General features: G+C 48.5%; 27 protein-coding genes. 4 read left to right on the forward strand and 23 right to left on the reverse strand.

Features of this window, described 5'->3' with window-relative positions; all coding sequences use genetic code 11:
• Positions 1-287: 287 nt before the first annotated feature.
• The 16 genes from HW560_RS32075 to HW560_RS32150 form a co-directional block, all read right to left on the reverse strand.
• Positions 288-725 (reverse strand): hypothetical protein, encoded by a 438-nt coding sequence (locus HW560_RS32075; protein WP_179265571.1) that lies wholly within the window; start codon positions 723-725, stop codon positions 288-290.
• A complete protein-coding gene (locus HW560_RS32080) occupies positions 725-2,212 on the reverse strand; it encodes a tail fiber protein (RefSeq protein WP_179265572.1) in 1,488 nt (495 codons plus the stop codon). The genes HW560_RS32075 and HW560_RS32080 overlap by 1 nt, the downstream gene beginning before the upstream one ends.
• Positions 2,212-2,802 (reverse strand): YmfQ family protein, encoded by a 591-nt coding sequence (locus HW560_RS32085; protein ID WP_179265573.1) that lies wholly within the window; start codon positions 2,800-2,802, stop codon positions 2,212-2,214. The genes HW560_RS32080 and HW560_RS32085 overlap by 1 nt, the downstream gene beginning before the upstream one ends.
• Positions 2,762-3,007, reverse strand: a complete 246-nt coding sequence (locus HW560_RS32090; RefSeq protein WP_179265574.1) for a hypothetical protein — start codon at positions 3,005-3,007, stop codon at positions 2,762-2,764. Before HW560_RS32090 ends, HW560_RS32085 begins: the two co-directional genes overlap by 41 nt.
• On the reverse strand, positions 3,000-4,139 hold the full coding sequence (locus HW560_RS32095; protein WP_179265575.1) for a baseplate J/gp47 family protein: 1,140 nt from the start codon (positions 4,137-4,139) through the stop codon (positions 3,000-3,002). Before HW560_RS32095 ends, HW560_RS32090 begins: the two co-directional genes overlap by 8 nt.
• A gap of 4 nt (positions 4,140-4,143) precedes the next feature.
• Positions 4,144-4,599, reverse strand: coding sequence for a DUF2634 domain-containing protein (locus tag HW560_RS32100; protein WP_179265576.1), 456 nt, complete (start codon positions 4,597-4,599; stop codon positions 4,144-4,146).
• Positions 4,592-5,002: a hypothetical protein gene (locus tag HW560_RS32105; RefSeq protein ID WP_179265577.1), complete on the reverse strand. Its 411-nt coding sequence runs from the start codon at positions 5,000-5,002 to the stop codon at positions 4,592-4,594. The genes HW560_RS32100 and HW560_RS32105 overlap by 8 nt, the downstream gene beginning before the upstream one ends.
• On the reverse strand, positions 4,995-5,981 hold the full coding sequence (locus HW560_RS32110; RefSeq protein WP_179265578.1) for an XkdQ/YqbQ family protein: 987 nt from the start codon (positions 5,979-5,981) through the stop codon (positions 4,995-4,997). The genes HW560_RS32105 and HW560_RS32110 overlap by 8 nt, the downstream gene beginning before the upstream one ends.
• Positions 5,978-6,607, reverse strand: a complete 630-nt coding sequence (locus HW560_RS32115; RefSeq protein WP_179265968.1) for a LysM peptidoglycan-binding domain-containing protein — start codon at positions 6,605-6,607, stop codon at positions 5,978-5,980. The genes HW560_RS32110 and HW560_RS32115 overlap by 4 nt, the downstream gene beginning before the upstream one ends.
• 54 nt (positions 6,608-6,661) lie before the next feature.
• On the reverse strand, positions 6,662-8,443 hold the full coding sequence (locus HW560_RS32120) for a hypothetical protein (protein ID WP_179265579.1): 1,782 nt from the start codon (positions 8,441-8,443) through the stop codon (positions 6,662-6,664).
• A gap of 183 nt (positions 8,444-8,626) precedes the next feature.
• Positions 8,627-9,061, reverse strand: a complete 435-nt coding sequence (locus tag HW560_RS32125; RefSeq protein ID WP_053783415.1) for a phage tail assembly chaperone — start codon at positions 9,059-9,061, stop codon at positions 8,627-8,629.
• Between the two features lie 181 nt (positions 9,062-9,242).
• Complete coding sequence (locus tag HW560_RS32130) at positions 9,243-9,650, reverse strand: phage tail tube protein (protein ID WP_076291454.1); 408 nt, start codon at positions 9,648-9,650, stop codon at positions 9,243-9,245.
• Between the two features lie 93 nt (positions 9,651-9,743).
• Positions 9,744-11,207, reverse strand: a complete 1,464-nt coding sequence (locus HW560_RS32135; protein WP_179265580.1) for a phage tail sheath family protein — start codon at positions 11,205-11,207, stop codon at positions 9,744-9,746.
• The gene (locus tag HW560_RS32140) at positions 11,207-11,407 is read right to left on the reverse strand and encodes a YqzN/YkzM domain-containing protein (RefSeq protein WP_090894166.1); all 201 of its coding nucleotides are present in this window, start codon (positions 11,405-11,407) and stop codon (positions 11,207-11,209) included. Before HW560_RS32140 ends, HW560_RS32135 begins: the two co-directional genes overlap by 1 nt.
• 189 nt (positions 11,408-11,596) lie before the next feature.
• Positions 11,597-12,502, reverse strand: a complete 906-nt coding sequence (locus HW560_RS32145; protein WP_179265581.1) for a hypothetical protein — start codon at positions 12,500-12,502, stop codon at positions 11,597-11,599.
• A gap of 332 nt (positions 12,503-12,834) precedes the next feature.
• Positions 12,835-14,688: a DUF4127 family protein gene (locus HW560_RS32150; RefSeq protein ID WP_179265582.1), complete on the reverse strand. Its 1,854-nt coding sequence runs from the start codon at positions 14,686-14,688 to the stop codon at positions 12,835-12,837.
• A 579-nt stretch (positions 14,689-15,267) separates the two neighbouring features.
• On the opposite strand from HW560_RS32150, the gene HW560_RS32155 reads away from it, so the two are divergent.
• Positions 15,268-15,750: a hypothetical protein gene (locus HW560_RS32155; protein WP_090894157.1), complete on the forward strand. Its 483-nt coding sequence runs from the start codon at positions 15,268-15,270 to the stop codon at positions 15,748-15,750.
• A gap of 58 nt (positions 15,751-15,808) precedes the next feature.
• Here the strand turns inward: HW560_RS32155 and HW560_RS32160 are convergent, their stop codons facing one another.
• From HW560_RS32160 to HW560_RS32190, 7 genes are all read right to left on the reverse strand, one after another.
• Positions 15,809-16,762 (reverse strand): hypothetical protein, encoded by a 954-nt coding sequence (locus HW560_RS32160; RefSeq protein WP_179265583.1) that lies wholly within the window; start codon positions 16,760-16,762, stop codon positions 15,809-15,811.
• 143 nt (positions 16,763-16,905) lie between these two features.
• Positions 16,906-17,541, reverse strand: a complete 636-nt coding sequence (locus HW560_RS32165) for a VOC family protein (protein ID WP_090894154.1) — start codon at positions 17,539-17,541, stop codon at positions 16,906-16,908.
• Positions 17,538-18,008: a VOC family protein gene (locus tag HW560_RS32170; RefSeq protein ID WP_090894152.1), complete on the reverse strand. Its 471-nt coding sequence runs from the start codon at positions 18,006-18,008 to the stop codon at positions 17,538-17,540. The genes HW560_RS32165 and HW560_RS32170 overlap by 4 nt, the downstream gene beginning before the upstream one ends.
• A gap of 19 nt (positions 18,009-18,027) precedes the next feature.
• Positions 18,028-18,603 carry an NADPH-dependent FMN reductase gene (locus tag HW560_RS32175; protein WP_090894149.1) on the reverse strand — a complete coding sequence of 192 codons (576 nt, stop codon included), beginning with the start codon at positions 18,601-18,603 and terminating at the stop codon, positions 18,028-18,030.
• Between the two features lie 182 nt (positions 18,604-18,785).
• A complete protein-coding gene (locus tag HW560_RS32180) occupies positions 18,786-19,508 on the reverse strand; it encodes a response regulator (RefSeq protein ID WP_090894145.1) in 723 nt (240 codons plus the stop codon).
• Positions 19,509-19,526: 18 nt separating this feature from the next.
• Complete coding sequence (locus tag HW560_RS32185) at positions 19,527-21,197, reverse strand: GAF domain-containing sensor histidine kinase (protein ID WP_179265584.1); 1,671 nt, start codon at positions 21,195-21,197, stop codon at positions 19,527-19,529.
• A 94-nt stretch (positions 21,198-21,291) separates the two neighbouring features.
• Entirely contained in the window at positions 21,292-21,774 is a 483-nt protein-coding gene (locus HW560_RS32190; protein ID WP_064640192.1) for an ArpU family phage packaging/lysis transcriptional regulator, read from the reverse strand.
• Between the two features lie 884 nt (positions 21,775-22,658).
• Between HW560_RS32190 and HW560_RS32195 the strand changes: the two genes are divergently transcribed.
• The 3 genes from HW560_RS32195 (at position 22,659) to HW560_RS32205 (ending at position 25,547) form a co-directional block, all read left to right on the forward strand.
• The gene (locus HW560_RS32195) at positions 22,659-23,105 is read left to right on the forward strand and encodes a helix-turn-helix domain-containing protein (protein ID WP_090807984.1); all 447 of its coding nucleotides are present in this window, start codon (positions 22,659-22,661) and stop codon (positions 23,103-23,105) included.
• 42 nt (positions 23,106-23,147) lie between these two features.
• Entirely contained in the window at positions 23,148-23,555 is a 408-nt protein-coding gene (locus HW560_RS32200; protein ID WP_062323893.1) for an ImmA/IrrE family metallo-endopeptidase, read from the forward strand.
• Between the two features lie 192 nt (positions 23,556-23,747).
• Positions 23,748-25,547: a 5'-nucleotidase C-terminal domain-containing protein gene (locus HW560_RS32205; protein ID WP_090894139.1), complete on the forward strand. Its 1,800-nt coding sequence runs from the start codon at positions 23,748-23,750 to the stop codon at positions 25,545-25,547.
• Positions 25,548-25,608: the final 61 nt, after the last annotated feature.

Genomic DNA, 25,608 nt, shown 5'->3' on the forward strand with positions numbered 1-25,608 from the left:
GCTACTTCTCAAGATGAAGCGTTTCTCATATGGTCTTATTTCATAGATATTATCCTCGCGGAATGAATTATTTACCCTACTGAACCCGTTAGCAACTTCCTGTTATCCAACATTTATACTTATAGTGTTTACGTTTTTTTCACTATGTACCATCACAATAAGTATACGGTTTAGCCGGTATCTACCCACAATGTCACACCTTTTTCTAGATTCCCTTTGATTATAAAGCGTAGTAAGGGTTACAACATGTCTCCTATACTCATTTTTCCATCTCTCTGTCTGATCATTTATGGAATAATATACGCATACGCTTCTGGCGTTGCGGTAAATCCGTAACTGTCATTCGAACCCGCGAGCCTACATCCCGATGCAGTCACATATGCGTTAGGGGATATCCTTAATGAAGCCCCTGTATAATTGGTTGCAAATATTTGAATACCGTTGTATTTCATCCCTTCCAAGTAGCTCGTTATAAAATTCCGGGTGTAAATAATGTTATCCAAGTTTCTAATTATAAAAATCATTCTTGGAGGTTTGGAAAGTTTAAGGTCGCTAAAGTCACAAGTAAAGTATTGGATAGCAAGGGATTGACTACCGTCTGAATAAGTGAAATTCAGTGTAGTGGATACCCCCGACCAAACGGCGGGCTTTATGAAGAAGTTTTCCGGCACAACTGGACCGTCAATCGCGTAATTATCCAATGAGTAAGCATCAATTTTAGACATCAAATCACCTCCGCGTTCAGGTGGTAAGTAACACCTGCGACTGTGCTGAGTCCTGATATACCTTCGTTAGACTCCTTTATAACGTTTGCAAACGGAACGATTACAGTGTCATAAGGTTTTATTTTTTTGCCGGAAATGATATGGACGCCGCCCACAAGAACAGTTATGGCAGCTTCATTTGCTGTAGGGTTGCAGAAGGCAATTGATTTCAGGATAACACGCGTCCCGGTCGGGTAAAAAGCTGTGCTTGATGTTGCCATACCCGCCCTAGACACGTCCGACTTATAAAGAGTTGTGTTGTTCATCAATTCCCCAGATATTCTATAGTTTAATGACGGCCCAGTACCAGAAAGTTCGATTGTACGCCCTTCATGCAAAACCTGGTCGGCAACAGGAAAAATAATAGTGTCATTCGTTTTTATCGCGTGTTCATATGCAAACCAAACATTGCCGATTTTTATTGAAAAAGTAACGTCAATTGTTTGTGGATTACAAATAACTATTGATTTAATAACAATCTTCTTAGCTGTAGGGACAGTGTAAACCACTTTGTTGGTTGTATTGTTGCTCGGTGATGTTCCTTTAAAAAAGATTGTTGCCTCGCTTGCATCATTAATTGAACCCCATCTCAATTCCGCCTGCCCTTTTTCGAACAATGCAAGGTCATCAGCTTCTGCAGTGTACGGCACATCCACCGCACCCGCTGAAAATTTAATCCTTGAAATAGCTTTAACACTCCCGGGAACCCCAGATGCTCCACCCGCTACAACTAGACGAAGTTTTACCGATGTTACACCGGAAGGAATAGTTACTGTTTTCGACTTCCGATGCCAATTGGAATTAGAGTCGGCGACAAGAGAATTGATTGTTATATCATCACTGGCATTTTTAACTTCAATAAACAAAACTCCCGTTGTCATTCCTAATGTATAAAACATTGCTTGTAAGTTATATGTCCCAGCGATGACATTGATTACGTTGGAATCAAGAACTGCATAAGAATTAGCCGCCACAGCTCCTGTCACTTGAAAATACTTCAGCGTTCTAAAGTTAGTACCAGCGGTCACTGACCATGGAGCTGACCCATAGTCACTCCACCCGTAAAACCCTAAATTTGCGGACGAATTTTGAACAAGATTAGACGAATCCAAGCTGATAATAGACGCTACCGCCGCATTAGCTTTTGTTGTTGCATCCGTAGTCGCTACACTTATAGCCGCAACACTCGCATCCCTAACCGCCTTCTCCGTCGCTGCCACCGTCTCGGATGTACCATCCGTCTTGCTTGACAATTGCACCTTCCCTTTTTGAGTCAAAGACGCATCGGGAATATCCATCTTGCTCACCGCTTCACGAAGCGTATCCAGCTCGGCCTTCGTCGCAACTCCTGCATCAATCTTTTCAAAAACCCCATTAATACTCTCACGGGTAACGTTCTCGTTCCCCAAGGGAAGAGGCAATTTCAGTCGATCTGTTTCTTTTGGCATTACGCCCACACCTCCAGTTCATTCCACGTCAAGGACGCGGTATCGAGTTCGTCCCATGTCATCTGTTTGTCGTCCAGATCATCCCAGACCAGATAACGATATTTATATTCCACGGCCATATGGGCCGGTTTCAATTCATCAATTGCGCGTTTGAGATCGTCAATATTGGGCGGAATGCCCATCGTGTCCACAAATCTCACCGTAAAGCTCCACGCTTCCGGTTGAAACTTTACATCCACCTTGCCCCCGGCGTAAGCCTCAGCCACGTTCGCAACCAATCTCCCTGAAAACTTTCCGGCACCACGCAGCTTCGCTTCGACCACCGCACGCCGCTGATCCACAGGTTTGAGACGATCCGTCTCAATGCCAAGCTCCTGCTCCCAGAAATCCAATCCCCACGTTGCCGTGCGGACAAAAAACTGATCCAACGTCTCATCCAGCGCCTGATAAAGCTGATCCATCTCGGTTCCTTTGGACTGCATATCCGCCTGCATCACACGTGAAGTCTCATAATAGCTCGGCAAATACGAGAACAGCTCCCGCCCTTTTTCACTCGTCAGTCCAACATGTACAGCAGAAGGTGCACTCATGACCGGCATCCTCCTTTCCTTTCGCATCAACGTAGACAGCTTCACTCAATAGCTGCGCTCCCGAGCGGCGTACCACACGACCCAAGCACTCCTCTTCATTTCCAGCTGAACCAGATACCGCATAGTCAGAACATTCCCGATGTCCCACACTACCGCTCCCTCCACATCCGCACTTCGCTCTCACCATCTGCCCAACACTACTCATGCACATCCACCGCCCCCAGTACGGCCACCTGACTCGCGGTCATCTCGATATTTTGGTCGCTCACACCATTTACGGTAAGCTCCGAATAGTCGATAATCGGCGGAATATCAAGCAGAATCGCGGCAATACGGGTGTAACGCACAAGCGGATCGGCAAAAGCCAACTGTTTCAAATATGCGATCACTCCGCGTTCGATCAACGCCCGTACATCTGCCAACGTCGCATCACTTGCCAGCGTCAGCTTCACCTTAATGTTCATCGGCACTTCCTCTGCGGGCATGACAGTCACCACCGGGCCAGCAGGCGCAACGCCTTCCCCCTGTCCATCCTGCGTTGGGTCTACGTACTTCTGCACCGCCGCTACCAGATCGCTACCCGCGGCACGTTTATCCGTATCCAGCAAATACAATCCCACCGTGCCTGGCCCCTGCCATAACGGAATCACACGCGTTGCACCTACACCTGGTACTTCACTGGCCCATTGCACATATTGCGATTTGTTGCCGCTCGTTCCTTGGTTGCGGACTTTGGCATAAAAACGTTCCAGCAGCGCCGTATCGGCCTCAATATCTGCACCGCCTTTAATCACATCAATGTTCGTGACAGAAGTTACGCCACTTACAGGTGTAGACAGCACAGTTACCGTGCCCGCAGGCACATTACTTTCTTTTCCGGCAACAAGCGCTCGCACGCCTACCACCCCGGAGCCCTCTGCATCCAGTTCCAAACGCCCCACCGTTTCATATTCGAGCGAAGCTTCAGCAGATACTTCATCCGCGAGCGTAGCCACGACCGTTCCCGCAGGCACCACTTTCCCCGGCGCACCTACGAACCTCACCGAACCTTGTGCCGCCACCGCAGTCCGCCGCGTAAGGCCATGCTCTCCCGCCCGCAGATCCAGCTCTTCCGAACGAAAATTCGGATCACTGCTCGCAGCCGTACTTGCAAACCCGCGCCGCAGTAATTCCTTCGCCCACAAAGCCGCCTCAGACAGCATAAACGCAACCGGAGCCTCCGCATCCCACAAGAACGAACCCTCCGACTTATCCAGATCCGCGGGCAGACGATCCAGCATACGCTGCATAATCTGTTCCTCCGTCTGGTCCTCCAAATAACGCGGAATCTCAGCCATCCCGTCAGATCACCTCACTTTCCAGAATAAACATCTCTTCCTGCACACTCGCCACCCGACACGAGAACATGCACTGCTCCCGATTCCAATCGAACGTAAACTGGTCCACCGCATCCGTACGCGGATCAGCCAGCAGCGTCTCCGTAACCATCCGGGTTATCTCACTTTCCATCACGCCCCGGCTGTCACCCTGACCAACCAACTCATCCAGCTCCGATCCATAGTTTCGGGAGTAAATCACATGTCTGTACCGCGGCGTTTTCACGGCCTTAATGCACCATTGCACCCAGGCTTCATGCGCACCCGCCGCAGCAACTTTGCCACTTGGAGTCAGCACAAAATCCCCCGCATCGTAATCGAATCGCCAGCTCCGTCCAAATCTCACCTCTTCCGAAGCCGCCCCCGACAGATCTTCCTCGTCTCCCCATACCACACCCGTTTCCGGGAACAAACTAGGCATGCGCACTCACCACCTTACACAGCACCACAATGTCGTTACCGCCATTCACCCGCATCGCCAGCACACGGTCTCCAGCTTTCAATCCTTTACCAAGAGACCACACTGCTTCTTCCACTTCCTCTTCTTGCAAAAGAAACCTTCCCGTGCCGGTCGTTCCGCCGTTTGCCACGTCAGGTATACCGGAAATCGCGCCAGCAGCCTCGCGCTCCGGCAACCCAAGCGTGCCCGGTAACTCGGCCACGAGATAGTCCTGCACTTCGTGCTTGAAATCATCCAGCTTTACGCCGGATGAAGTCATCGTACCCAACACCGCGCCAAGGCCACTCACAGCCTGACGGGTTTGTGTGCTCATCGCCCCCCGCATGACCTCGGCAAAATGCCCATACGGATCATCTTTATTCAAGGTAAACCCTCCTTTTCACCATCTCGACAGTACCCAGCTCCAACGTCATCGTTCCAGGTCCAGCGGACAGATCACGGCTAACCGACATTACGATCAGTTTCAGCCCTTTGAGCAGCACCGCGTCTCCGGCACGAATCGTATTCACATCCGGTGCGGTTACGGTAAAGGTCTCCTGAATACCCGTCAGACGGCTTTTCGCCAGCTTTTTAGCGGCCGCCGCTGTTTTGACCTGATCGTCCTCGATGAGCTTTTGCAGCGTGCCCAGTTCGGCTACACCCTCCTGCTCAATCGCCAGCACTTTGGAGGGAACCTCTTTGCCGCTGCTGGACTCCGAGGCCGCCATCACTTTAACTTTGGTGACCGCACCTTCGAGCGTACGCATCTGGGTCAGATCAATCAGTCGATCCAGCTCGTGCACCTTCGCATTGCTGCCAACCTTGAATAACTGCAACCCGCCGGGCGTCATCCGCGGATGATACATATCCCCACCGGATTTCACCGTTTCCTTCAGATCGGCAAACATCATCGAAAAAATCGTCTGCGACCGATACACCGCTTTGCTCAGCTTTGTTTTGGTATCCGGCAGCGCGGCGTATGGAGTTTTCCATTCCTTGGCATACGTTTTGAGTCGCTGCGTGGCAGTTTGGTCTTTCGGCAGCAGGAACTCGTCCTCTGATTTTTCCAGATAAATCATCCGGTCGTAGACGGTCAGGGACAGTCGCTTGGTGCCGCTGTTGGAGCTTTCCACTTCCCAGATGACCGCAGGGTGCAGCAAGTGGACCATTGATTTTTCGCCAAAAGGAATCCCGCTGATCCGCACCGCCATACCCGGTGAGATCGCAGGCAGACCCGAAGACGCAGACACCGCCAGCCGGATGTTGGCCTGATATGCAATCTGGTCGAGCGAATCCTTCAGCGTAATCGTCTCCACCAGCTTCGTGATGTCATATTTGTCGTCGACAATGACCTTGTAGGTCATGGCATCACCAGCTTTTGTCCGGGCTTGATCCGGTTCGGATCACTGCCGATGGTCTTCACATTGAGCTTATAAATCTCGTTCCATTTGGAACTGCTGCCCAGCTCAAGCTTTGCTATTTTGGACAGGGAATCCCCAGATTTGACGGTGTAGGTCTTGCTGCTCGTTTTCAGATCCGTACGAGAACCTGACTTGCTCGCAGATGTTGTACCGCCAACCTTCTCCACTTTGGAATCCCGCCACGTTCGCAGCGTAATGTCAAAGTAAATATCCCCGCTCTCACCGCCTCGGAAGGTGGTATTGTGGGAGATCAGATACACGGGCACGTTCACCCCCGTGTTGGTAATGATGAAGCGAAGCGGTTTTTTCGATACCAGAAACGTATTCAGCATATTCATCGCTACAAGCGGATCAGGCAAAGGCTCGTACATGCAATAGGACGCATCATATTCTTTGGGAAAAAAAGAAGAGAAGGTGATCTCCTTCACCTTCTCCCCCTGCGCAAAATCAAACTCACCATACTCCAACATATTAATCGTTTCGTATCCCTTGGATCGGGAGATCGTCAGTTCTTCCGGTTTCACCGGAAATTGAAACTTCGTTTTCCCGTCGATCAGGGTAAATTCCATTTTGACACCTTCCACGTTATCTTCAAATACAGTCATGACAGGCCTCCTTTCTGCTTAGGCCATAATGGTTTTGCGATTTTCCATCGCACGGCGCACTTCGCCTGCAAATCTCATTCCAACCTGATGTGAGATGGCATCGTAGTCGATGGCGTTCTCCCGGACAGTCACCTGCACAGCACCTTGTGGTACGTTGACGGTAATCTGGTTGGTCGTCTCGGTTTTAAAATCCTTCAGGTAACCGGACAGACTGCTCATCTGGTCTTCGGATATTTGTACCGTCATCGTGGATGATTTGCCATTGGCCTTTCCAGCAGTTTGCGCTCCGTTACCTAGACCCATGGCTTGGGACTGCATCACGCTTGTTCCCATGAAACCAGCAGATGTAGACTGGCCGACCTTATTGTTCATATATGCTTCTGGACCCGTCATTGTCAGTGCCGGTGGAATATAGGCAGGTGGCATCTGCGGACCTGTTGCTATTTGCGACGTTGAAGCGACCGTTGCCGCCGATACGGTCTTGTCCTCCTTCTTCGAGCCAAAACCGAAGAAACTGGATATGCCATCGGTGATGTTTTTCGTTTTCTCAGAGATGTAATCCGCTGCACCCGACAATGCGTTACCCACACCCTCGGTAGCGTTGGACATAAATTTTCCAATATCCTTGGATTTGTCCCCAATCCATCCCCCTGCTGCACTGCCAGCCCAACCGCCTACTGCACCACCAACCCATGTTCCGATGCCAGGCAAAAGAACACTACCGATGGCGCTACCAATCGCTGTACCTGCTGTGCCGCCAATCATGGAACCAACCGCTCGGCCTCGCTCCTCGGGAGGAGCGGTTGCTATATTCGCCACATCTGCCAACATACTGATGGGACGAATCAATTTACCGGCACCTTTCGCAAGACCGCCACCCCATTTGCCCAACATGCCATCCCCCGAGAAGAGATTGGACATCGCCATGGGTGAACTGGACATCAAGCCTGATACTAAATTTGACTTTTTGCCACCACTAATTCTTCGGTTTCTGTCCATTTTTTTAGCTTCCTGAAAGGCACGCTCAGATGTGTCTGTATCAATTCGGGACACACTTGGCGTTGGTGCAGGAGTTGGAGTAGCTGCTCTGGAAGCAAACCTTCGTCCCCCTCGTCCACCAGATACTTTCCGGACAGGCGGTTTGCTTGATGTGTCACTACCTGTTCTTGAACTGTTTCGAGTTTGATTCTTACCTATCTTACCTTCCGCCACTTCTGTACTCTTACTGGGATTAGAAGCCTTATCCTTTTTAGATTTCCGATCAGACCGCCACTCTTTAAACTTTTTACCTAAATCAGTAGCATTATTAAGAATATCTAAACCAGTGCTGGTGTATTCTAGTGCTTTTTCCCACCACTTTTTATCTTCTTCTTTAGCTGCATTATTTATAGTTGTATTATTACTCCCAATCACAACTGACATAGAAGGCCCACTCACCGGGTTCATTTTCCCCATCGCCACTTCAACCTTTTGCTTCACCTCAACAGATACCGTTCCTGATGCTTTCACCATCTGATTTCGGAAACTGTTCAGTTTTACCAAAGCGCGATCCAATGCTGGACTGAGCTTATCAATCAACCCAATCGTCGGTGTAATTCGCAGCCTGCTGATTCGCACAGCCGTGCTATAAACACTCTCCAGCCTGCGCCCGGTTGTTCTCAGCTCATTGTTCACCTTGATTAGACTCTGATAGCGAACTCTGCCCAGTCGTTCCGTAGAACGCTGGATCTGATCCAGATACCGGATAGTCGTCCGCATTTCCGCATTGGATTTGGACAAACCCACAATCATTTCTGCCATTTCTTTCACCCCCTGTCCGATTTAGTTATCGATTCATTTGCGAGGTTATCGCTGCCATTTCCTCTTCCGAGAACGCAATCAACAGCGAACGCTCCCCGCGTGGCAAAGACCAAAATTCTCCGGGCCGTAGATGATGACGAACCCACATGTGATATAAGAACGTAGTCATCCCGCCGGAGTGAATCAGTTTTTTAGGTCTTCAATCTCCACACCGAAGCCGGACAGCTCCAGCACCTTGTCGCCTACGGCATCCAGTTCACCTGCTAGCAGCATACGGCGAACCGCTTGTTCCCCACCGGACAGCTTCATGCGACCCGTGATGCGGTTGTCTCCCCAACCGGACAGTTCGAGTCCGCGTACATTCATTTTCACCGTCGCTTCGGAGATCAGCAGGGCGTTAAATGTTTCGGTATCCACCTTTTCCTCGGTGCGGCCTTTGACCGTCTTGCGAATCGTACAGCGTTCGCGGATCTGATCCACTTTGGAGGACGTCAATCCACGCAGGGTCAGCAACAGATCCAAACGTTGAATGCGTACATTCTCTTCGGGCAGACGTTCTGCTGCTTCAAACAACTGATCCAAAATTTGTTCTTCAGACATATTCTCGTTCATACTCATGGGGTGCGATCTCCTTCTCATTTCACAATTGGGTTAAAACATCTCCATATGCTGGGACAACAAAGAGACCGAGAATTTCTCGGCCTACATGTGTTCCCATTTCTGTAAGTCTCGTTGCACATACGCCTGATCAGACAAGCTTCATTACGAGGTCTTTTAGAAGTTCGAAGTCATTCCATCCTTAGTTCGCTACAATCGGGTTCAACAATTCAAATCCTTCAAATGTAAAACTTGTTTCCTCCGGTACTTCCTCACCCGCTGTCCAGTTAGCAAGTTGGATTTTGTCCACCATGCAACCTTTCAACAGGACACTCTCATGTCCGTAGGATTCTGGATCGTCCAGCTTCGAGATAATTTGGAACTTGGTGAAGCCGCGCTGGATCATGTCCGAAGTGACTTTGTAACCTGTCATCGTACCTGTTCCTTTTTTCGCACCATTCTTGTGTACTTTCCAGTCGTTGCCGACCAGATTCAGCTCACGCTTCTCAATTTCAACGCTGGCCTCCAGCTTATTAATATTCGTCTGCCACACACCATCGATATGCAGCTGACCATGGGTACCGAGAATGACTCTTGACGCATCCAACATGACAATTCCTCCTTGAGATTATAAAATATCGTATAAACCATCCATTCAACGAATCGGCGTCTCTTTTAAAAGACAGTTTCCTTCTACACAACCTTATTGCACGTAAAACGTTCCAAACAACTGCTCCATGACATCCGTCAGCTTCACATTCCATTGCAGAAATACCTGATCTGCCTCTGGCTTGAGAATGGGTGCAGCACCATAATACGCTGGATCGAGAACGACATCGTATCCCTCAGCTTCAATGACATTGCTCTGTGCGAGCAGCGCCAGATAGGCTTTCATCGCACCGATTAGCGCCTGACGGCCCTCTTCCGTATTGTTTACTTTGCCGATATACGTATCTTCAGCAGAGCGCTGCAAATCTGTATTAATCGCATCCATCACACGAATAGAACGGATTTTTTTCCATGCATTATTCTGTCCTGCAGCAGGGGTCACGAGTGTATTCACTCCGCGAAGCGCCTTTACCTGACGTCCATCATGGAAGAAAATAAATACGCCATTCTGTACCGCCTGCTCCTGTTCTGCACGAGTCCAGCGACGCGTCACGTCATCGAACGGAGAAGGTGCGTATGTGGTGGATTCATTCAGACGTTGTCCGGCAATCAGACCCGCGACGTAAGCAGACGTTTCCGCCGAGCTGTAGAACGCATCTCCCAGACGCACACCCGTACCCACATTGATTACACCCTCATGGTTCAACGTGAGTGAACGTGCCGCCGCCTTCTGTGCTGCTGTAGCAGAGGTGTCATCCGCCGTAGAACCGCCGAATACAGCCATCACAGGTTTACCCTCACTGCGCACACGTTTCACCCATGCTGCAAAGCTCGCCAGCAAAGGCGCATCCGCCGCATGATCCAGTGCCAATACGTCGAATTGCTCACCTTCCAGCGCGCCCTGCACGGCAATATACTCCGCATTGGTCAGTCCATCGTTGCCACTTGCACCACCTTTGAACGCCGCTCCCGCAACGGTTGCAACGACACCTGTACCATCGCCAATCGCCTGAGCGTTAATCCAAATGTTGCTTTCATCCGCATTGATCTCTTTCGCCAGCGACGCTGCCGAAATATCCGCAGTCAGCAGTGCATACAGCATCCGGTTGCCTTCAAACAAGCGCACTTCATGCTTTGTATTATCAATTACTCCCGGCTGAATGGTGACGTAGAAGCCGTTACCTTTATCACCCGGATACTTGGCGTCCAGTTGCAGCACGGCTGCATCACTACTGTCTTTCAGCGTAAGCGTCGCTGCTTTCGCCGTTTCCCCGGCTACCCGATAAGCGAGCAGTTTTTTCGGTCCGCCTAGCAGGGCGAGCTTCAAGGACGTATAAGCTGTCCCGTTATCCAGGGCATGCGCCGAGAAAATACGATCAATTGCAGCTTCACTGCCAATTTCTACAAAAGTACCTACCGGACCCCAGTTGGCCTTTATCGGCACAACAACCGTCCCGCGATTACCAGCCTGAATGGCCGATGACGCTGCCGCCTGAAAATTCATATATAAGCCCGGAAGTACCGGACGATTCGTTTGCTCCCAAGTTCCGCCTGCCATTATCCCTTCACCTTCGCTTTCATAAATTGGTTGATGCGTTCCTTCGCTTCCTCAATGGAAAACGTCACTTGCGCTGCTTCGTACAGCGCACCATGCAGCACCTCTGCCTTAACGGCAAATAGGGCTTCTGCATGATTCATCAGCTCGGCCCGCGTATATTGCGTGGCAGCCTGTTTGTTTTTTTTCACTGAGCTTGCCATAACCATCTCACCTCATTGTTTGACTACTGAATTCGTTGAACCTGATCTTTGGACTATAATTTTGACCTATGAATTTTTGTCCCTATGAACCTACGAACCTATGAACCTATGAACCTATAAATTTGAAGCTAACGTATGATATTGAATTTCTCATCTGGAACCCCATCTAGAGTCCCTCTCGACTAGCACTTACTCTATCCCTTTGCTATGGTGAATCTCGCGGATCAATGGCACATCCGTACCCGGACGGCGAATACGCTGCTGCAGCGTCAGACGAATCTGTCCGTTCAAATAGGCGTCTGCCTGCAAGTCGGCAGAAACTTCATCCAGCGTCACATATCGCGTACCGTCTGTATCCGTCAAAGCAATACGGGGCTGCACAGCCAGTTGTTCAACCAGATGTGTGACCGTTTGACGGACATCTGCTACATTCGCAGCCAGTACATGCCCAATCCATTGCTTACGAATCTCCAGCGCAGAAGTCCCTGTGGTGGTTGTGCTGCATCCCGTCAATCGCCACAGGATGGACTTGGCCTTATAACCACCAGGCCAGACATCCCCATATATGGACCATTCCTGCCCGAGCTGGGTTCGTGTCCAGCCCTGAAGTGCAGCCATCCACGAATCTGTTGCTCCAGCCTGAGTGTATTCCACCGTTTCCGGAACATACACCCCAAATCGCAGGCTGCGCGTAACCAGTCCAGAACTGGCATCCACACGATCACAATCCGAGGAACCCAGATAAATACAGGTAAATGCCCTGCCTTCTTCATCCTCCAGCCTGACCTGATGCAGTCCTTCCATCAGCGCTGCTGACCATGCTTCCACTTGTTCAGCCCCTCCATCTTCGGGGCGTGCATAGGGAGAGATTTTGATGATCCTCCTATACCCCGCCCAAGCAGACTTCGGTACTTCTTCTGCAAAAGCAATTACGGCACAAGGTCCGGCTAATACCTCTCCCGGTGCAGGAATATCCTGTACTCGGCCATTCCATGCCGGGACAAGAGCCTCCAGCTTCTGCTTAATCGTTTGCCTGATGACGTTGCTCACTTGCCCTGTGCTGGCCGTGTTGTTTACCCCACTACTCATAGACACATTCATTTCACCTCCTTCAGCTGCAAGTGTGCGATCTGCCCGCATTGTGCAGCGACAATGCTGCAGCAGCAAATTCCCCCTTTAACTCAGCTCTAAATATACCGGCGCCAAAGCTGGACACCATTCACCGCAACAAAAAGACCGGCCCCTTGTGGCCGATCTGTACATTAGCGTATGTGCTTTCGGTGTGTGTCCTTTGCTATTGATCCGATAATACAATCTTACACCCTTTCATCCCTAGCGCAGATGGTGATTCGTACGACTTCGGTGCGAATAAGGGTGTATCTGGGATGGAAAAAAGACGACTCAGCGCGTCTCATTCCATCAGTACCTTATTTCAGCGTAACCTTCGGATTCAACGTAATCTCAAACGCACGTCCCCAGATGAAATCAGGGTTCGCATATTCCAGGAGTGCACTGCAATACTCCGCATAGTTTGCTTTGCCATTACAGATTTGTTTGATCGCTACGTCCCCTTGGGCAAAGGCTGGTTTTCCTGCCAACGTTGCTGTATGGGTCTGCATCAGATCTCTGAGTAAAGTTTGCAGATGAGCATAATCTTCTTCCGAGTTAAACAACACCATATTCTGATCCGCAAGGGTCGCCACATTGGTATACAGCGCATGCGCTCTGGAATACGTACGAATATCTGCAATCGCTACTGCTTTATAGTAGTAATCTTTCAGGAAACGTTTGAACAACAATGACCCCTGTGCATTCATGGCATCTCGCAACCCGTGGGCATGTGTTTCTGTTGTAATCAGAGCATAACGGGATTGTCCCATACCCACAGCCATACCGATTTTGTTCCCCGGCGTATTCCATGCACTGTAACCCAGAACCCGACCCGTATACGGACTGTTCAGGAGTGCTTCGGCTACATCGACGTTGGCCGGACCTTTTCCTACAAAATCAATCAACACCGAAGGCAGCCCCTTCTCACTATTACTCGTCAATTGCGCCACTGCCGCCTGCACCTGATCCAGCGCTGTAATGGCAATAATCTCAATGTCCACCTGTTTTTTACCCGGTTTGCCTGGATGACGATTCGTCATGCGATCCAGCTCAGACGCCATATCAAACGAAGAAGCTTCAAGGGCAGATGCAGCATTCGTTAATTCATTTCCATTTTCCACATCGGAAGTTGTATCCGTTACCACATCAGATTTTGGATAAGCGGAATCCGCTACAACCACACCACCAACAATATCCACATGACGCACCACATTTTCATGCACATTCATATATTCATAGGCATTGATAATCGTGGAACCATGAGGGCCAAAATATTTCACTGCATAACGCGTCTTCTTCCCACCACGAAGCAGTTGGTTCGCCATACGTGCCACCAGAGCGTGACCCAGGCCATCCGCATCTGGAAGGATGATCGCCCGATCGGGATTTTGTCCATCCGTCCCACCGAGCCATTCATTGATTCGTGCTTCCACATAATTGATCTCGTTAATCTGAACGCCTTGCGTATTCGCATCGTCGACGCCTACAGCGAGGAAGTCAATATATCCTTTGCGAGCAAGCTTATCCAGAATGTACAGATTCGTTTTGAATTTATGTTGTCTGGTGTTGTAGTACTGTTCTTTATTAAAATACGTCGTTTCCCCATATTCCGTAGACTCTGGAGAAAGGTTATACCCGTTCACAATATCCTCGAATTCCGTAAAGGACTGGCGCTGCTGCTGCATCAGTGCACGTGATTCGTTGTAGGCATCCAATGTGAGACCATCTGCAAAAGAGGTGGTAGCGAGTCGCATAATGGTATCCATCACAAACACCGGTTTACGTGGATATTTCCCTTTAATGGTTTTGATCACATCAAGCAAACGTGTGGTGTCCTGATCATAATCAGGATATATGCCGCCTCCATCTTCACGAAGCTGACGACTGCCAATCAGCCCCCCATAAGCCAGCATATCCGAAGAGATGATGAATCCATCGACTTTGGCGGCATTTTTCAAAATGAAATCATGAATGTTGGACGGTTTCCCATACGTAGGCGTAGACGTCCCAAGCAACGTAGACCCTTCAACCGTTTTCTCGGAATCCAGACGATTTTGAATGTCACCCAGGTGCGGTGTAATGATGTGGATACCGGCTGCTTTTCCTTGTACAACGACGTCATCCAGATTCGCTGGACGATCATCCAGTGGAACATACAATACTGTTTTCATATCCGAAAACCTCCTGTTAGATAAGTTGAACTAGAGATGTTACACCTTGTCACTGCGATTGCAGTACCATCTTCCGATCGCTCTTATCCCCAGATTTTCTTGATCCCTTAGTTCAAGGGTAAAATCCGGTGCTAAAGGCGAGAGTATGCTTACGAAGTAGCTTTCTTGCAGAAAGCTTTCAACTTCGCTTCTTCAGATTGGTTCTGCACTCTCCGTTTTGGTGTAAAAATAAAATTCAACTTAATAATGTTATGTTCGTTCTCCCTTTAGTACCCGATCAGAGCAAGTGTGCAATCACCGCATAAAAAAACGACCCTTGGCTGGACCGTACATTAGCGTATGTGCTTATCGGGATAGGCCACTTGCTACTGATCCGATAATACAATCTTACATGTTTAAATCGGTCGCGCTGTCGGTTGTCCGTATGGATTACGTCTATTTGTTGTTGCTCTCACGGCGGTTAAACGTCGATTTCTTGCAGAGACTTCTGTCGGATAACCCAACAAATCCATTCCTGATGCTGTTTATATGATATAGCAGCCTTTCTAACCCTAATTACAATAAAGGATGGATACAATTATGAAAAAAAAGCTCTGGTTCTATCTGTGGATCGCTGTTACCAGTTATATGGCTGGCCCCGTTATGTATGCATTGACAATGTACACCTTTTATCAGGAAACAGATGCTCTAACTACTTCACTCATTGGATGGACCACTGCAACATTCTCATCCGTTGGTATCCTGTTTATCCTGGTCACAGTCATTCTGCTTCGAGTGCTGCACATCTATTATTTCTGGCTGCAAACTCTGCTTTTTGAGTTACTTTTCCTTGTGTTCGTCTATATGACCACTGTTCTGCTTGGGGTTGGAAACACAAGGTTACCCTCGCTCTCCTTTCCTTTTACGTCCGAAGGCATTCCCTTGTGGATGTTCTGGGGGAGTATCGCGCTTATGAGTTCCTGGGGAATATGGTCTGCGCGTCAGCCCATACGAAAATCACCATACATGCTGGCGTCCAGAGTTATTCTAATCCTGTTTATCCTTGAAATATGGCCCCGTTAAAAAGATAAAAAAGAGCACAGCCTTCTCAGGCTGTGCTCTCTTAAATGTATATTGTTGCTCACGCGATAATATAGCGAAAGTTTTCCCAGCTTTCCGGAACTGAATTTCCGTTTCTGGCATGATGGTAGAAGCTGAATGAAAATTTGAACACATGACCTCCATACCAATCGCGGGAACGTCTGTCGGTGAGCCAGTATTCCAGCTCATGTGGAAGTGCAACAGAGCGTTCTGCACGGATCAATGGCAGACGGTCAACTGGAGATTGCAGCGTCGGCATCTCCTGTTCAACATCCACATCCCGGCTCAGTCGCAGCGCCTTGACCATCGTGAGAAAAGGCGGAATGCCTTTGTGGAACAAAGCAGGGTAATCCAGTTCAAATAATATATTAAGCGCATGCCCGTAGGTTAGCATGTGGCCGATCAGATCATGATGTGCTTCTGCCTGATAGATGGTACGAAATGCGCCAAGCTCATCCAGAATCAGCCGGGACAATTGTTCCGGGCGTTCTATATCAGGGAATCCGTCTGCCTCATTTAACTTCAAGCTGCGAATTTCTTTCACCGTTGTGTTTACCCAGGATCTACCTGGAATGGTTCGTTCAAAAGAATCAATAAGCTCAACCATCTGATTCATGTCCTGCTCCGTACCCCAACCATCCAGTTCACGAATGGCTTTTAGACTAAGGGCACCATAGATGGCCTGATGGCCAACCCAGTGCAGCTCTCCAATGGTTCGATCCAGCGCTGCCGTAATACGCGCTTCGGACTCTTCTCTGGGCAAAACCTCTCCCTTCCGGGAGGTCAAGCCATCGTTCAATCCGTGCTGGCGAAGCATCGCTTTCGCCTCAGCTGTAACACTGCCCGCCGCAAGGGCAGTCAGACGATTTTCCCGCACCCAAAAATAAGCCGCAATAGCTCCCGCCCCATAATGGGCGTGCCACAAATCTCCTGTACGCTCTCGACTGGATACCATAATAGCCAGCCCTTCTTCCAACAAACGTCGATCCAACATGCCACCACCCTTCATCGATGCGAATCCTGATATACACACGACCAGCAACAGTTTTTTAGCAAAACACTCCTTTAAAGCGTTTACTTCTATAAGATGATTCAAATGGTGCACATATGACCGTTTTGCCTGCTGTTCCGCGCATTTTAGCCGATTCGAAGTCTCCCAACATCACGAATGGACACTTCCAGCGGATATATGTTAGCATTTTGCTCGGAAAAGAACCAGACTCGCTCCTTCTTCACCACAATAAACAGACCGTTCACATCCCCTATAGGGGCAAATGTATCGCTAATTGCTCTCCATCGTTTCAATCCCATCTGCTCAAGTTCATCTACCGTAGAAAGCACATCTTCCGTAACAAGTCCCACCTCACACACCTGCAGCAGATCCTTCTCCGAAAAGGCGCGGTCACTCTCGTTATGAACGGTATGATGAGCAATCAGCTCCAGAATGTTACCGACAGGATCTTCGAAATAGAGTGAATTCGAGTTCCAATTGGTTGAATAAGTTTCATCCTCACCTTCATGCCTACTTAAACGGACACGTGCCGCTGCCCACGCTTTGGCCTCCTGAAAACGATTTGCTGGAATCATCCAGGCGAAGTGGTAGAACGGATTCTGATCTGCTTCACTTCGCATGAATATCATTTTCGTTAAACCAATCTGTAGCGTGAAGGAATGTTCGGACTCTTCAGCCATGTTCAACCCCAGAGTGTTGATATAAAAGTGCTTGATGTCTTCCAATCGTGCTGTATATAATTTGACCTCTTCAAAAATCATGCTGAGCCCCCATTCACCCGACCGTGTATCTTCTCCCACTCACTCCATGGCACCATGCCGAGTTCCGGCTTCGCTTCATCCGGGAGCATCGATATGAATTCCAGGAAATGACCATCCGGATCGGTAAAATATACGGACACAGCCGGCATCCATCCAAATACGTACAACTCGCCAATATCATCATCCAGAAAGTTACGCGTCTTGATCCCTTTATCCTCAAGGTAAGTGACAGCTTGCTTCATGTCCTCCAACGATACCTGAAAAGCAAAATGCTGTCGCCGCACCTCGGAAGGGTCCTTTTGCCACAGTCCGAGCATCGCGTTGCCTTCACCGCCAATCCAGTAAAAGGAGTTCCCACGTTCCTTCTGCCCATAAGCGTGCTGCAATCCAATGATCTGTTCATAGAAATGATGGGATCTCTCCAGATCCGTTACGTTCAGATGAGTCTCAAATATGCCTTTAATCATGATAAAACCCCCTTTTCTTTTAACTCTCGGACGGCTTCCGTACAGCAGTTAACGTCTCGGCAAGGTGCAGAAATGAACCAATCACGCGTTTGATCCGATCCTCAATGTCCTGACTGCCTTCAAATTCTTCGTATCCGTCAAATGTTGCTTCAAATCTTCTGCGTTGTGCACCACCAATGGAAATCCACTCCTGCGCGTTAATACCATGCAAATTGCGAATAATCGCCTGCAGCTGCAAAAGCGAACTTACTCCCACCGCACCTCCTGCTGAGCTGATGGACAATACCGGCTTACCACTGAAATGAGCCTGGCTCAGGTGATCCAATGCATTTTTGAGTACACCGCTGATGCTGCCGTGATACTCTGGCGTAGACAGAATAATGGCATCTGCGGCAAGCATACGTGTGTTCAGGTCAGACAGATGCTGATCTTCATTCTGTTTTTCATCCGGAGCATAGAATGGGAGCGGTGTCTGATATAAATCGAACAAGCTGGCTTCATGCCCCTGACCGCTAATTACTTCCACGGCATATTCCCCTAAACGTGTACTGGTTGCATTTTTCCGATTACTGCCTGCCAAAATGATAATATTCATCTATGTCACTCTCCTTCGATTTTATATGGACATTTCATCTCTTCGTTTCAACTTTCTCTACTCTCATCTTACCTTGCTTCCACCTCGGAATCGTCGGCAGATAGACTTAACTTGTAGCACAAAAAAACTCAACCTTTGGGTTGAGTTTCTACGACTTTAGACTGAGAGTATATCGGAATGGATCAGACGACCCAACCATTTCTTACAGCATGAAGCGCGGCTTGTGTGCGATCTGCCAGTCCCAATTTGTCCAAAAGATGACTGACATGGGTTTTCACCGTTTTCTCGGTAATGATTAGTTTGATGGCGATCTCTTTATTACTCAACCCTTGTGCGATCAGCCCCAGAACCTCTCTTTCCCGACGGGTGAGCATGTCCGGTCCATGAGAAGTTTCTTTCCCTCGCCCATCCCGCTCTTGCTCTGGAAGTCGAGTAGATGTATGGGGATTAGCATGCCCAGGCAGGTCATTCATTGATTGTTCAGACGAAGCCATCACATGCATTAATTGTCCTGCTGCGGCTGGATGAAGCTCTACCTGACCTGCATGCACATTGCGGATGGCAGCGGCAAGATCCTCTGGCTCAATATCTTTCAGCAGATATCCCTTCACTCCAGCGCGTACGGCGGGTACGACATGATCCTGATCCGAAAAGGATGTAAGTACAATGATACGGATTCCAGGCAAGATCGAACGAAGCCTTCTCGCCGTCTCAATCCCGTCAAGCACGGGCATATGCAGATCCATTAATACCACATCCGGATGCAGCTGTTCTGCTTGTTCAAGTGCTTCCTGTCCGTTTGAGGCTTCTCCGACGACTTCCATATCTGGCTGAGTGGACAAAAAAACGTGCAACCCGCGCCTCACCATGGCATGATCGTCCGCGAGTAAAATCGTAATCGGCATGTCTTCTTCCCCCTGATTTTATACAGATTCGGACGGAAGTGGAATGACGACCGTTACCGATGTTCCCTTACGGGATGAACTCACAAGTTCAAGTCTGCCGCCCAGCGATTGGGCTCGTTCTCTCATGATGGACAGACCAAGTGAACTGGCAGGCAAGGCCTCACGCTTTTTGGCTCCCCCTTTTCCACGATCTGTAACGATTAATACCGCTTCCTGATCGCTTAGCTGGAGGGATATCTCCGCGGAAGGGACCCCTGCATGTTTACGTACATTATTCAGCGCTTCCTGTCCGATACGCCATAAGCCTTCCTCAATACTTTGAGGCAAGGAGCGCATACCCGTTCGATGTACAACGACCTGCAATCCCTGTCCTGTACCATATTCCTGCAAGGCACTGAGCAGTCCAGATTCCAACCCCGCCGGACGAAGCTGCATTATTAAGGCACGCATTTCCTTCAATGCTTCCTGTGACAAGGAACGTATATCCTTCATCGCTTCCGCAGCGGGATGCAGCTGTTGTGATCCGGATAACATGCTCTCCGCCCCTTTGGCTGTCAGGGACAGGGAGAACAAAATTTGGTTCACCGAATCATGCAAATCTCGAGCCAGTCGGTTTCGTTCCTCCAGTCGGGTCAATTCCCGGCGCTTGTATACCAGTCTCAGACTCTCCCACGAGGCTGTAATATGTTCAGCGAGTGCATCGAAAACCTCACGATCTGCCTGAAGGAAGCCATTGGCCGAACCCAATCCAACCACCAGTACTGCCGTTTCGCCAGGGGAACTTAATGGGATGGGCGCAGCCAAGCCCGAAGCCAAAACGGACATAGGGAACCGGGTATTGCAAATGGCAGAAACGTCCTGAATTTCCGTCGCCGACAATACCATCGCCCGATGAGAATCAATCACACGATGCATGCGATTCTCCACCTCTGGAGAGAGTTCGGATTGTGTCATCATTTCGGACTTGCCATGAGCATGAGCCGCCTGTATCATAAAGCTTCCGTTCTTCTGGGATAACAGTGCGGCAAATGGCCAGTCGTAATGATGCCCGAGCAGCTTTACAACCGTCTTGGCCATATCGTCTCCACTGTTGCAATCGTTGACCTTCACGCCTAGCGATCGGCTGAACTCCCCCAGTCTGACATACAGATCCGCTCGCCTTTGCTCTGCGCTATATAATCGCATCCGTTCCATTGCACTGCCGATCTGATAAGCTACAGCCTGCAAAAGCGCCAGCTCACTATCACTAAAATGCTCTTTTCCTGGCGAAGCAACATTCAGCAGTCCCAGCATCTTCTCCCCCGAGCGAAGCGGAACCGTTGCATGATGGGTGATGTCCTGGGTATCTCCCCATTGATGATCGACGGCATCCTCCAGACGTTTGCAATTAATAATATTGACGGCATTGTCCAATCTTCCGTCCCGGAAGCGATTCACGCACCAGCAAGACCCGCAGCGCATCGGCTGCTTGTCATGATGCAGCAGAGCAGGAGGCAGACTGTAATCAGCAATACAGGAGTACTCTCCCTGAGCATCGATCAGGAACACCCAGCCCGTAGTCAAACCCGTCAGTTCCAACAGTTTGCCGAGTACCGTATCCAGCATCAGATTCAGGTCGTTGGATGTGTTGAGCGTTTCCGCGATCGTCTTCAGTGTATACATCTCCTGCATTCCGGCTTGTTCCGTCATGCGGATTCCTCTCCTTTGACTGATCCTTAGTGTTGTTTTCAATTATTGTATACAATCAGCGAAGGATATAAAAGGTTGAACTTCTTGTTTCAATTTAGCCCAGCTTCTGTCGTTCTTTGCGAGAGGCGGATAACGGCTCCATATTAATCAGACCACGGTCCGACAGAGCCAGCGCCATTTTATAGAAAGCACGTGTTCGAATCTTCGTATACGTATCCTTGCTAACAGGTGGGTCAAACACATGGTTATACACTTTATAGTCAAATACATCGTCATCCTTCAGGTAACGCTCTCTGACGAGTACACGTTCCTTCTCGCTCAGTCGAGATACCACAAAATCAATCGTATCGCAGTACGCCTGACGTGCGCGCTGTACATCCACATTATAGATTGCCGTTCTGGCAGTGGAATCCCCGGTCACATTCGTTGCACCATGGAAACGCTCAGCGTAACTCGCCGTCACCATCACCTCGCGTTCTTCAAAAGCAATCGTTTTATAAATCCGGTATTTTTCCAGCGCGGCTTCAACAGCAGTCTGTGTTTTGCGTCGGTCCAATTCGGGCAGCATCAGTTCCATATTCATTCTCCTCCTTTAACATTCGTTATAGAATGAAAGTATAGTAGCTTCGCATGTTCCACTCCGATGACAGAAAAATCTTACAATCGCTGTTATCCCCAGATTTTTTTGATTATATTTTCTAATGTAAAAATCTAGTGATAAATGCGAACGCTACGCTTCTCCAGCTTTTTTCTGTCCTCTTCGTATGCGTAACTTAAAGTTCATTCTATAAAAGTTAAACTCGCATTCATCTCATCTTTATTAGAGTTATCCAGTTCTCTGAAATAGTAACGACATTTTTCAAGTTTTTTTCTGTTGCCTTTTGGAATCAATTAAAGTCAGCTATGAAGCAGGAATAATTCATTTTCCTCATTATCCAACTTGTCTCAACTTTACATTTTGTTCGTATTTTGTTCGTATTTCTATTTGAGGATACCACTTTCTGGGGATCGGCGTAAACCTTCATTTTGGGTCGTTTTAACTATAAAATAAAAGCCGCGCTCTCATTTCCTTTACCTTTTGGCATAATTGTTTCATATCCCTTTACCTAATGGTATATATACGATATAGTACAGATAATTAAAGATCCTCGTATAAGTCATTTTCTAGTTTTAATATTGAGAAGGTACATTTGAATATTAGATGAGGGCAGTATTGGCACTTCAAAGAGAGTGGCAGTAGTGAAGGAGACGGAATCGATTCTGAAAAAGCGGTAGCGTTCGCCTTTATCCCCGGATTTCTCCCTTTAGGAAAGGGAAAAAAGGAAATCTGGGGATAACAGCGATTGGAAGAACGATCCGGTTCCGGAACGGGGCATCCGCAGATGGTCAAGCAATACCTCATGCCTGTTCTTCTCAATATTAATTAGTAATACACTTGTACGAATCAAAGGAGTGGAATGAATTGTGGAGCACGCTTTTGGTCCTTATCTGAAACAACTGCGCGAGCAACAGGGATACAGCATTAATCAGCTCGCCGAAGCAGCAGGAATCAGCAACTCGCAAATCTCACGCATTGAGAATGGGGTTCGCGGAGTTCCCAAACCTGCTACCATCCGCAAAATCTCGGACGCACTCTCGGTTCCCTACGCGGATATGATGAAACAGGCCGGATATCTGGAAACCGGAAAACCAGCAAGTGAGCTCCATGACGCTCCAGAATGGGCAACTTACAAGGACCGTCGGGACTTCAAAAAGATGCTCGAGGACGAGGATGATCTGATGTTTGACGGCATCCCGCTGGATGATGAGGATAAGAAACGAATTAAGGATGTCCTGACAGGTCTGTTCTGGGAAGCCAAACAGATGAACAAACGCAAAAAAACGAACGATCCGGACGAGCGCCCATGAAGCATTTCAAGCTGAACAAACTAAAGCAGCAGGTGAGATGATATGGATGACATTGTAACAAAGCTGATTCGAAAACACCGGACAAACTGCCCTTTCAGCATTGCCAGAGCCATTGGAATACAGATCCGGTTCACTAATCTGGGCAAGTCTACCAAAGGACTGTATTTCCGAAAGCTCCGTCGCAGATTTATCGTCATTCACAATGATTTACCGCCGGAATGGCAGCGCTTCGTGTGTGCCCATGAACTTGGACATGACCGATTGCACAAAGGCATAAACCGGTTCTTTCTGGAGGAACACTCTTATTTTGCCCCAGGCAAGCTGGAAAGGCAGGCCAATCGTTTTGCCATACAGCTTCTAACTTCAGGGGTGATGCCAGAGCCGGATGAATCACTGGAGAAATTTTGTTTACGTACAGGACTGCCACGTGAAGTGCAGCATTTTTTTTAGTCTTTTTAAGAACATATGTTCCTTTAACATAAAATTCTCTCTTCATCTTTCACTGTGAAAATCTGATGTCACTTTCGGGTTACCTATTTTTACGTGAATAGCGAGATTTCCTAATAATAGTCTGGTAAAATACAACATGAGTTGTGCAAACGCTCACGTAGATTATTATTTATGGGGAGGTTACTGATTCATATGAAAATCTGGAAGACTTACGTTTCGCTTGTGCTCACGCTCTGTCTGCTGTTCGGCAGTGTAGGCATTGCCGCTGCTGCAACGGATACCAATCCGGGCACGGGTAAACACATTACTATTCTACATACGAATGACATGCACGCACGCGCAGTTGAGTCCTCTCCTGCGATGGGTTTCGCCAAAGTGGCTGGCATTGCGGACAAATACCGTAGCGAAAACCCAAATACCCTTCTGCTGGATGCCGGAGATGCAGTGCATGGTACAACCTTTGCTACACTTGTTAACGGGGAAAGCATTGTTAAAGTGATGAACGAAATCGGTTATCAGGCCATGGTTCCAGGTAACCACGAATTCAACTACGGCTCCGAGCGCCTCATCGAACTTGCGGATATGATGAAATTCCCTATGCTCAGTGCCAATGTGAAAAAGAAAGACGGAACTCGTCTCTTCGAGCCTTACCTCATTAAAGAAGTCGACGGCGTGAAGATCGGGATCATTGCGCTGACTACACCGGAAACGATGTATAAAACAAATCCGAAAAATGTGGAAGGTCTTGATATTACAGACCCAACTGCGGAAGCCAAAGTTCTTGTTAACGAAATTCGCAGCAAAGTAGATGTTGTTGTTGTATTGGGACACCTTGGACAAGACGCGTCCAGCACCGATACTAGCTTCAAAGTTGTAAAAGAAGTGCCTGGCATTGATGTATTCATCGACGGTCATAGCCATACAGTTCTGCAAGATGGACTTGTATCCGATAACGGAACATTGATCGCCAGCGCTGGTGAGTACACTAACTTTGTAGGTGTGATCGACCTGTGGGTTGACGGTGACAAAGTAACGAAAAAACAAGCAACACTGATTGATGAAACGGAAGCAAAAGACATCAAGCCGAATGAGAAAGTTGCCGCATTGGTGAACTCCATTCAGAAAGAACAAGAACCCATCCTGAAAGAAGAAGTAGCGAATACAGCAATCCTGCTGGACGGCAAACGTGAACAAGTACGCGCAGGTGAAACCAACCTGGGTGACCTCCTGGCAGATGCCATCCGTGACATCAGCAAAGCCGATATCGCGCTCACCAACGGTGGCGGTATTCGTTCTTCCATTGAAAAAGGTATCGTAACCAAGGGTGATATCATTACAGTACTTCCTTTTGGTAATCAAGTTGTAACGCTTGAAGTAAAAGGCTCCGATGTACTGGCAGCCCTTGAAAACGGTGTAGGATCTTATCCGGAACCAAGCGGCGGATTCCCACAAGTATCCGGCATGACATTCAGCATTGATTCTTCCGCCGCCAAAGGCAGCCGTGTACACTCCGTTATGATCGGAGATAAAGCCCTTGATCCGAAAGCAACGTACACATTGGCTACGAATGATTTCACTGCTGTTGGTGGTGACGAGTACACGATGTTTGCAAAATACACAACGTCCGGCATGTACGGTGCTATGGATGAAGCGTTGATTGAATACATGCAAAAACTGGGCGCTGTAGACATCAAAACAGACGGTCGAATCAAGGAAGCAAAAGCTCCTGCGGTTGAACCGGAAGCTCCAGTAACGGAAACACCAGCTCCAACTACACCGAAACCAGAGACTCCAAAACCAGAAACACCGTCGAAACCGACGCCAAGCAAACCAGCTCCAGCCAAAGTGCATGTTGTAAAATCCGGAGATTCCCTGTATTCCATCTCCAAACAATACGGTACCACTTGGCAAGCTCTGCAAAAGCTGAATAAGATCAAAAATCCACACTGGATTTATCCAGGGCAACAATTGAAACTGCCTGCAGCCTCTTAAGTTCAGGGACGAGCAAGTAGTTGTACCCATACGCTCCAAAAAAGGGTGTCCCTCAAGCCAT

The sequence above is a fragment of the Paenibacillus sp. E222 genome (assembly GCF_013401555.1).
In the GTDB taxonomy this organism is placed as follows: domain Bacteria; phylum Bacillota; class Bacilli; order Paenibacillales; family Paenibacillaceae; genus Paenibacillus.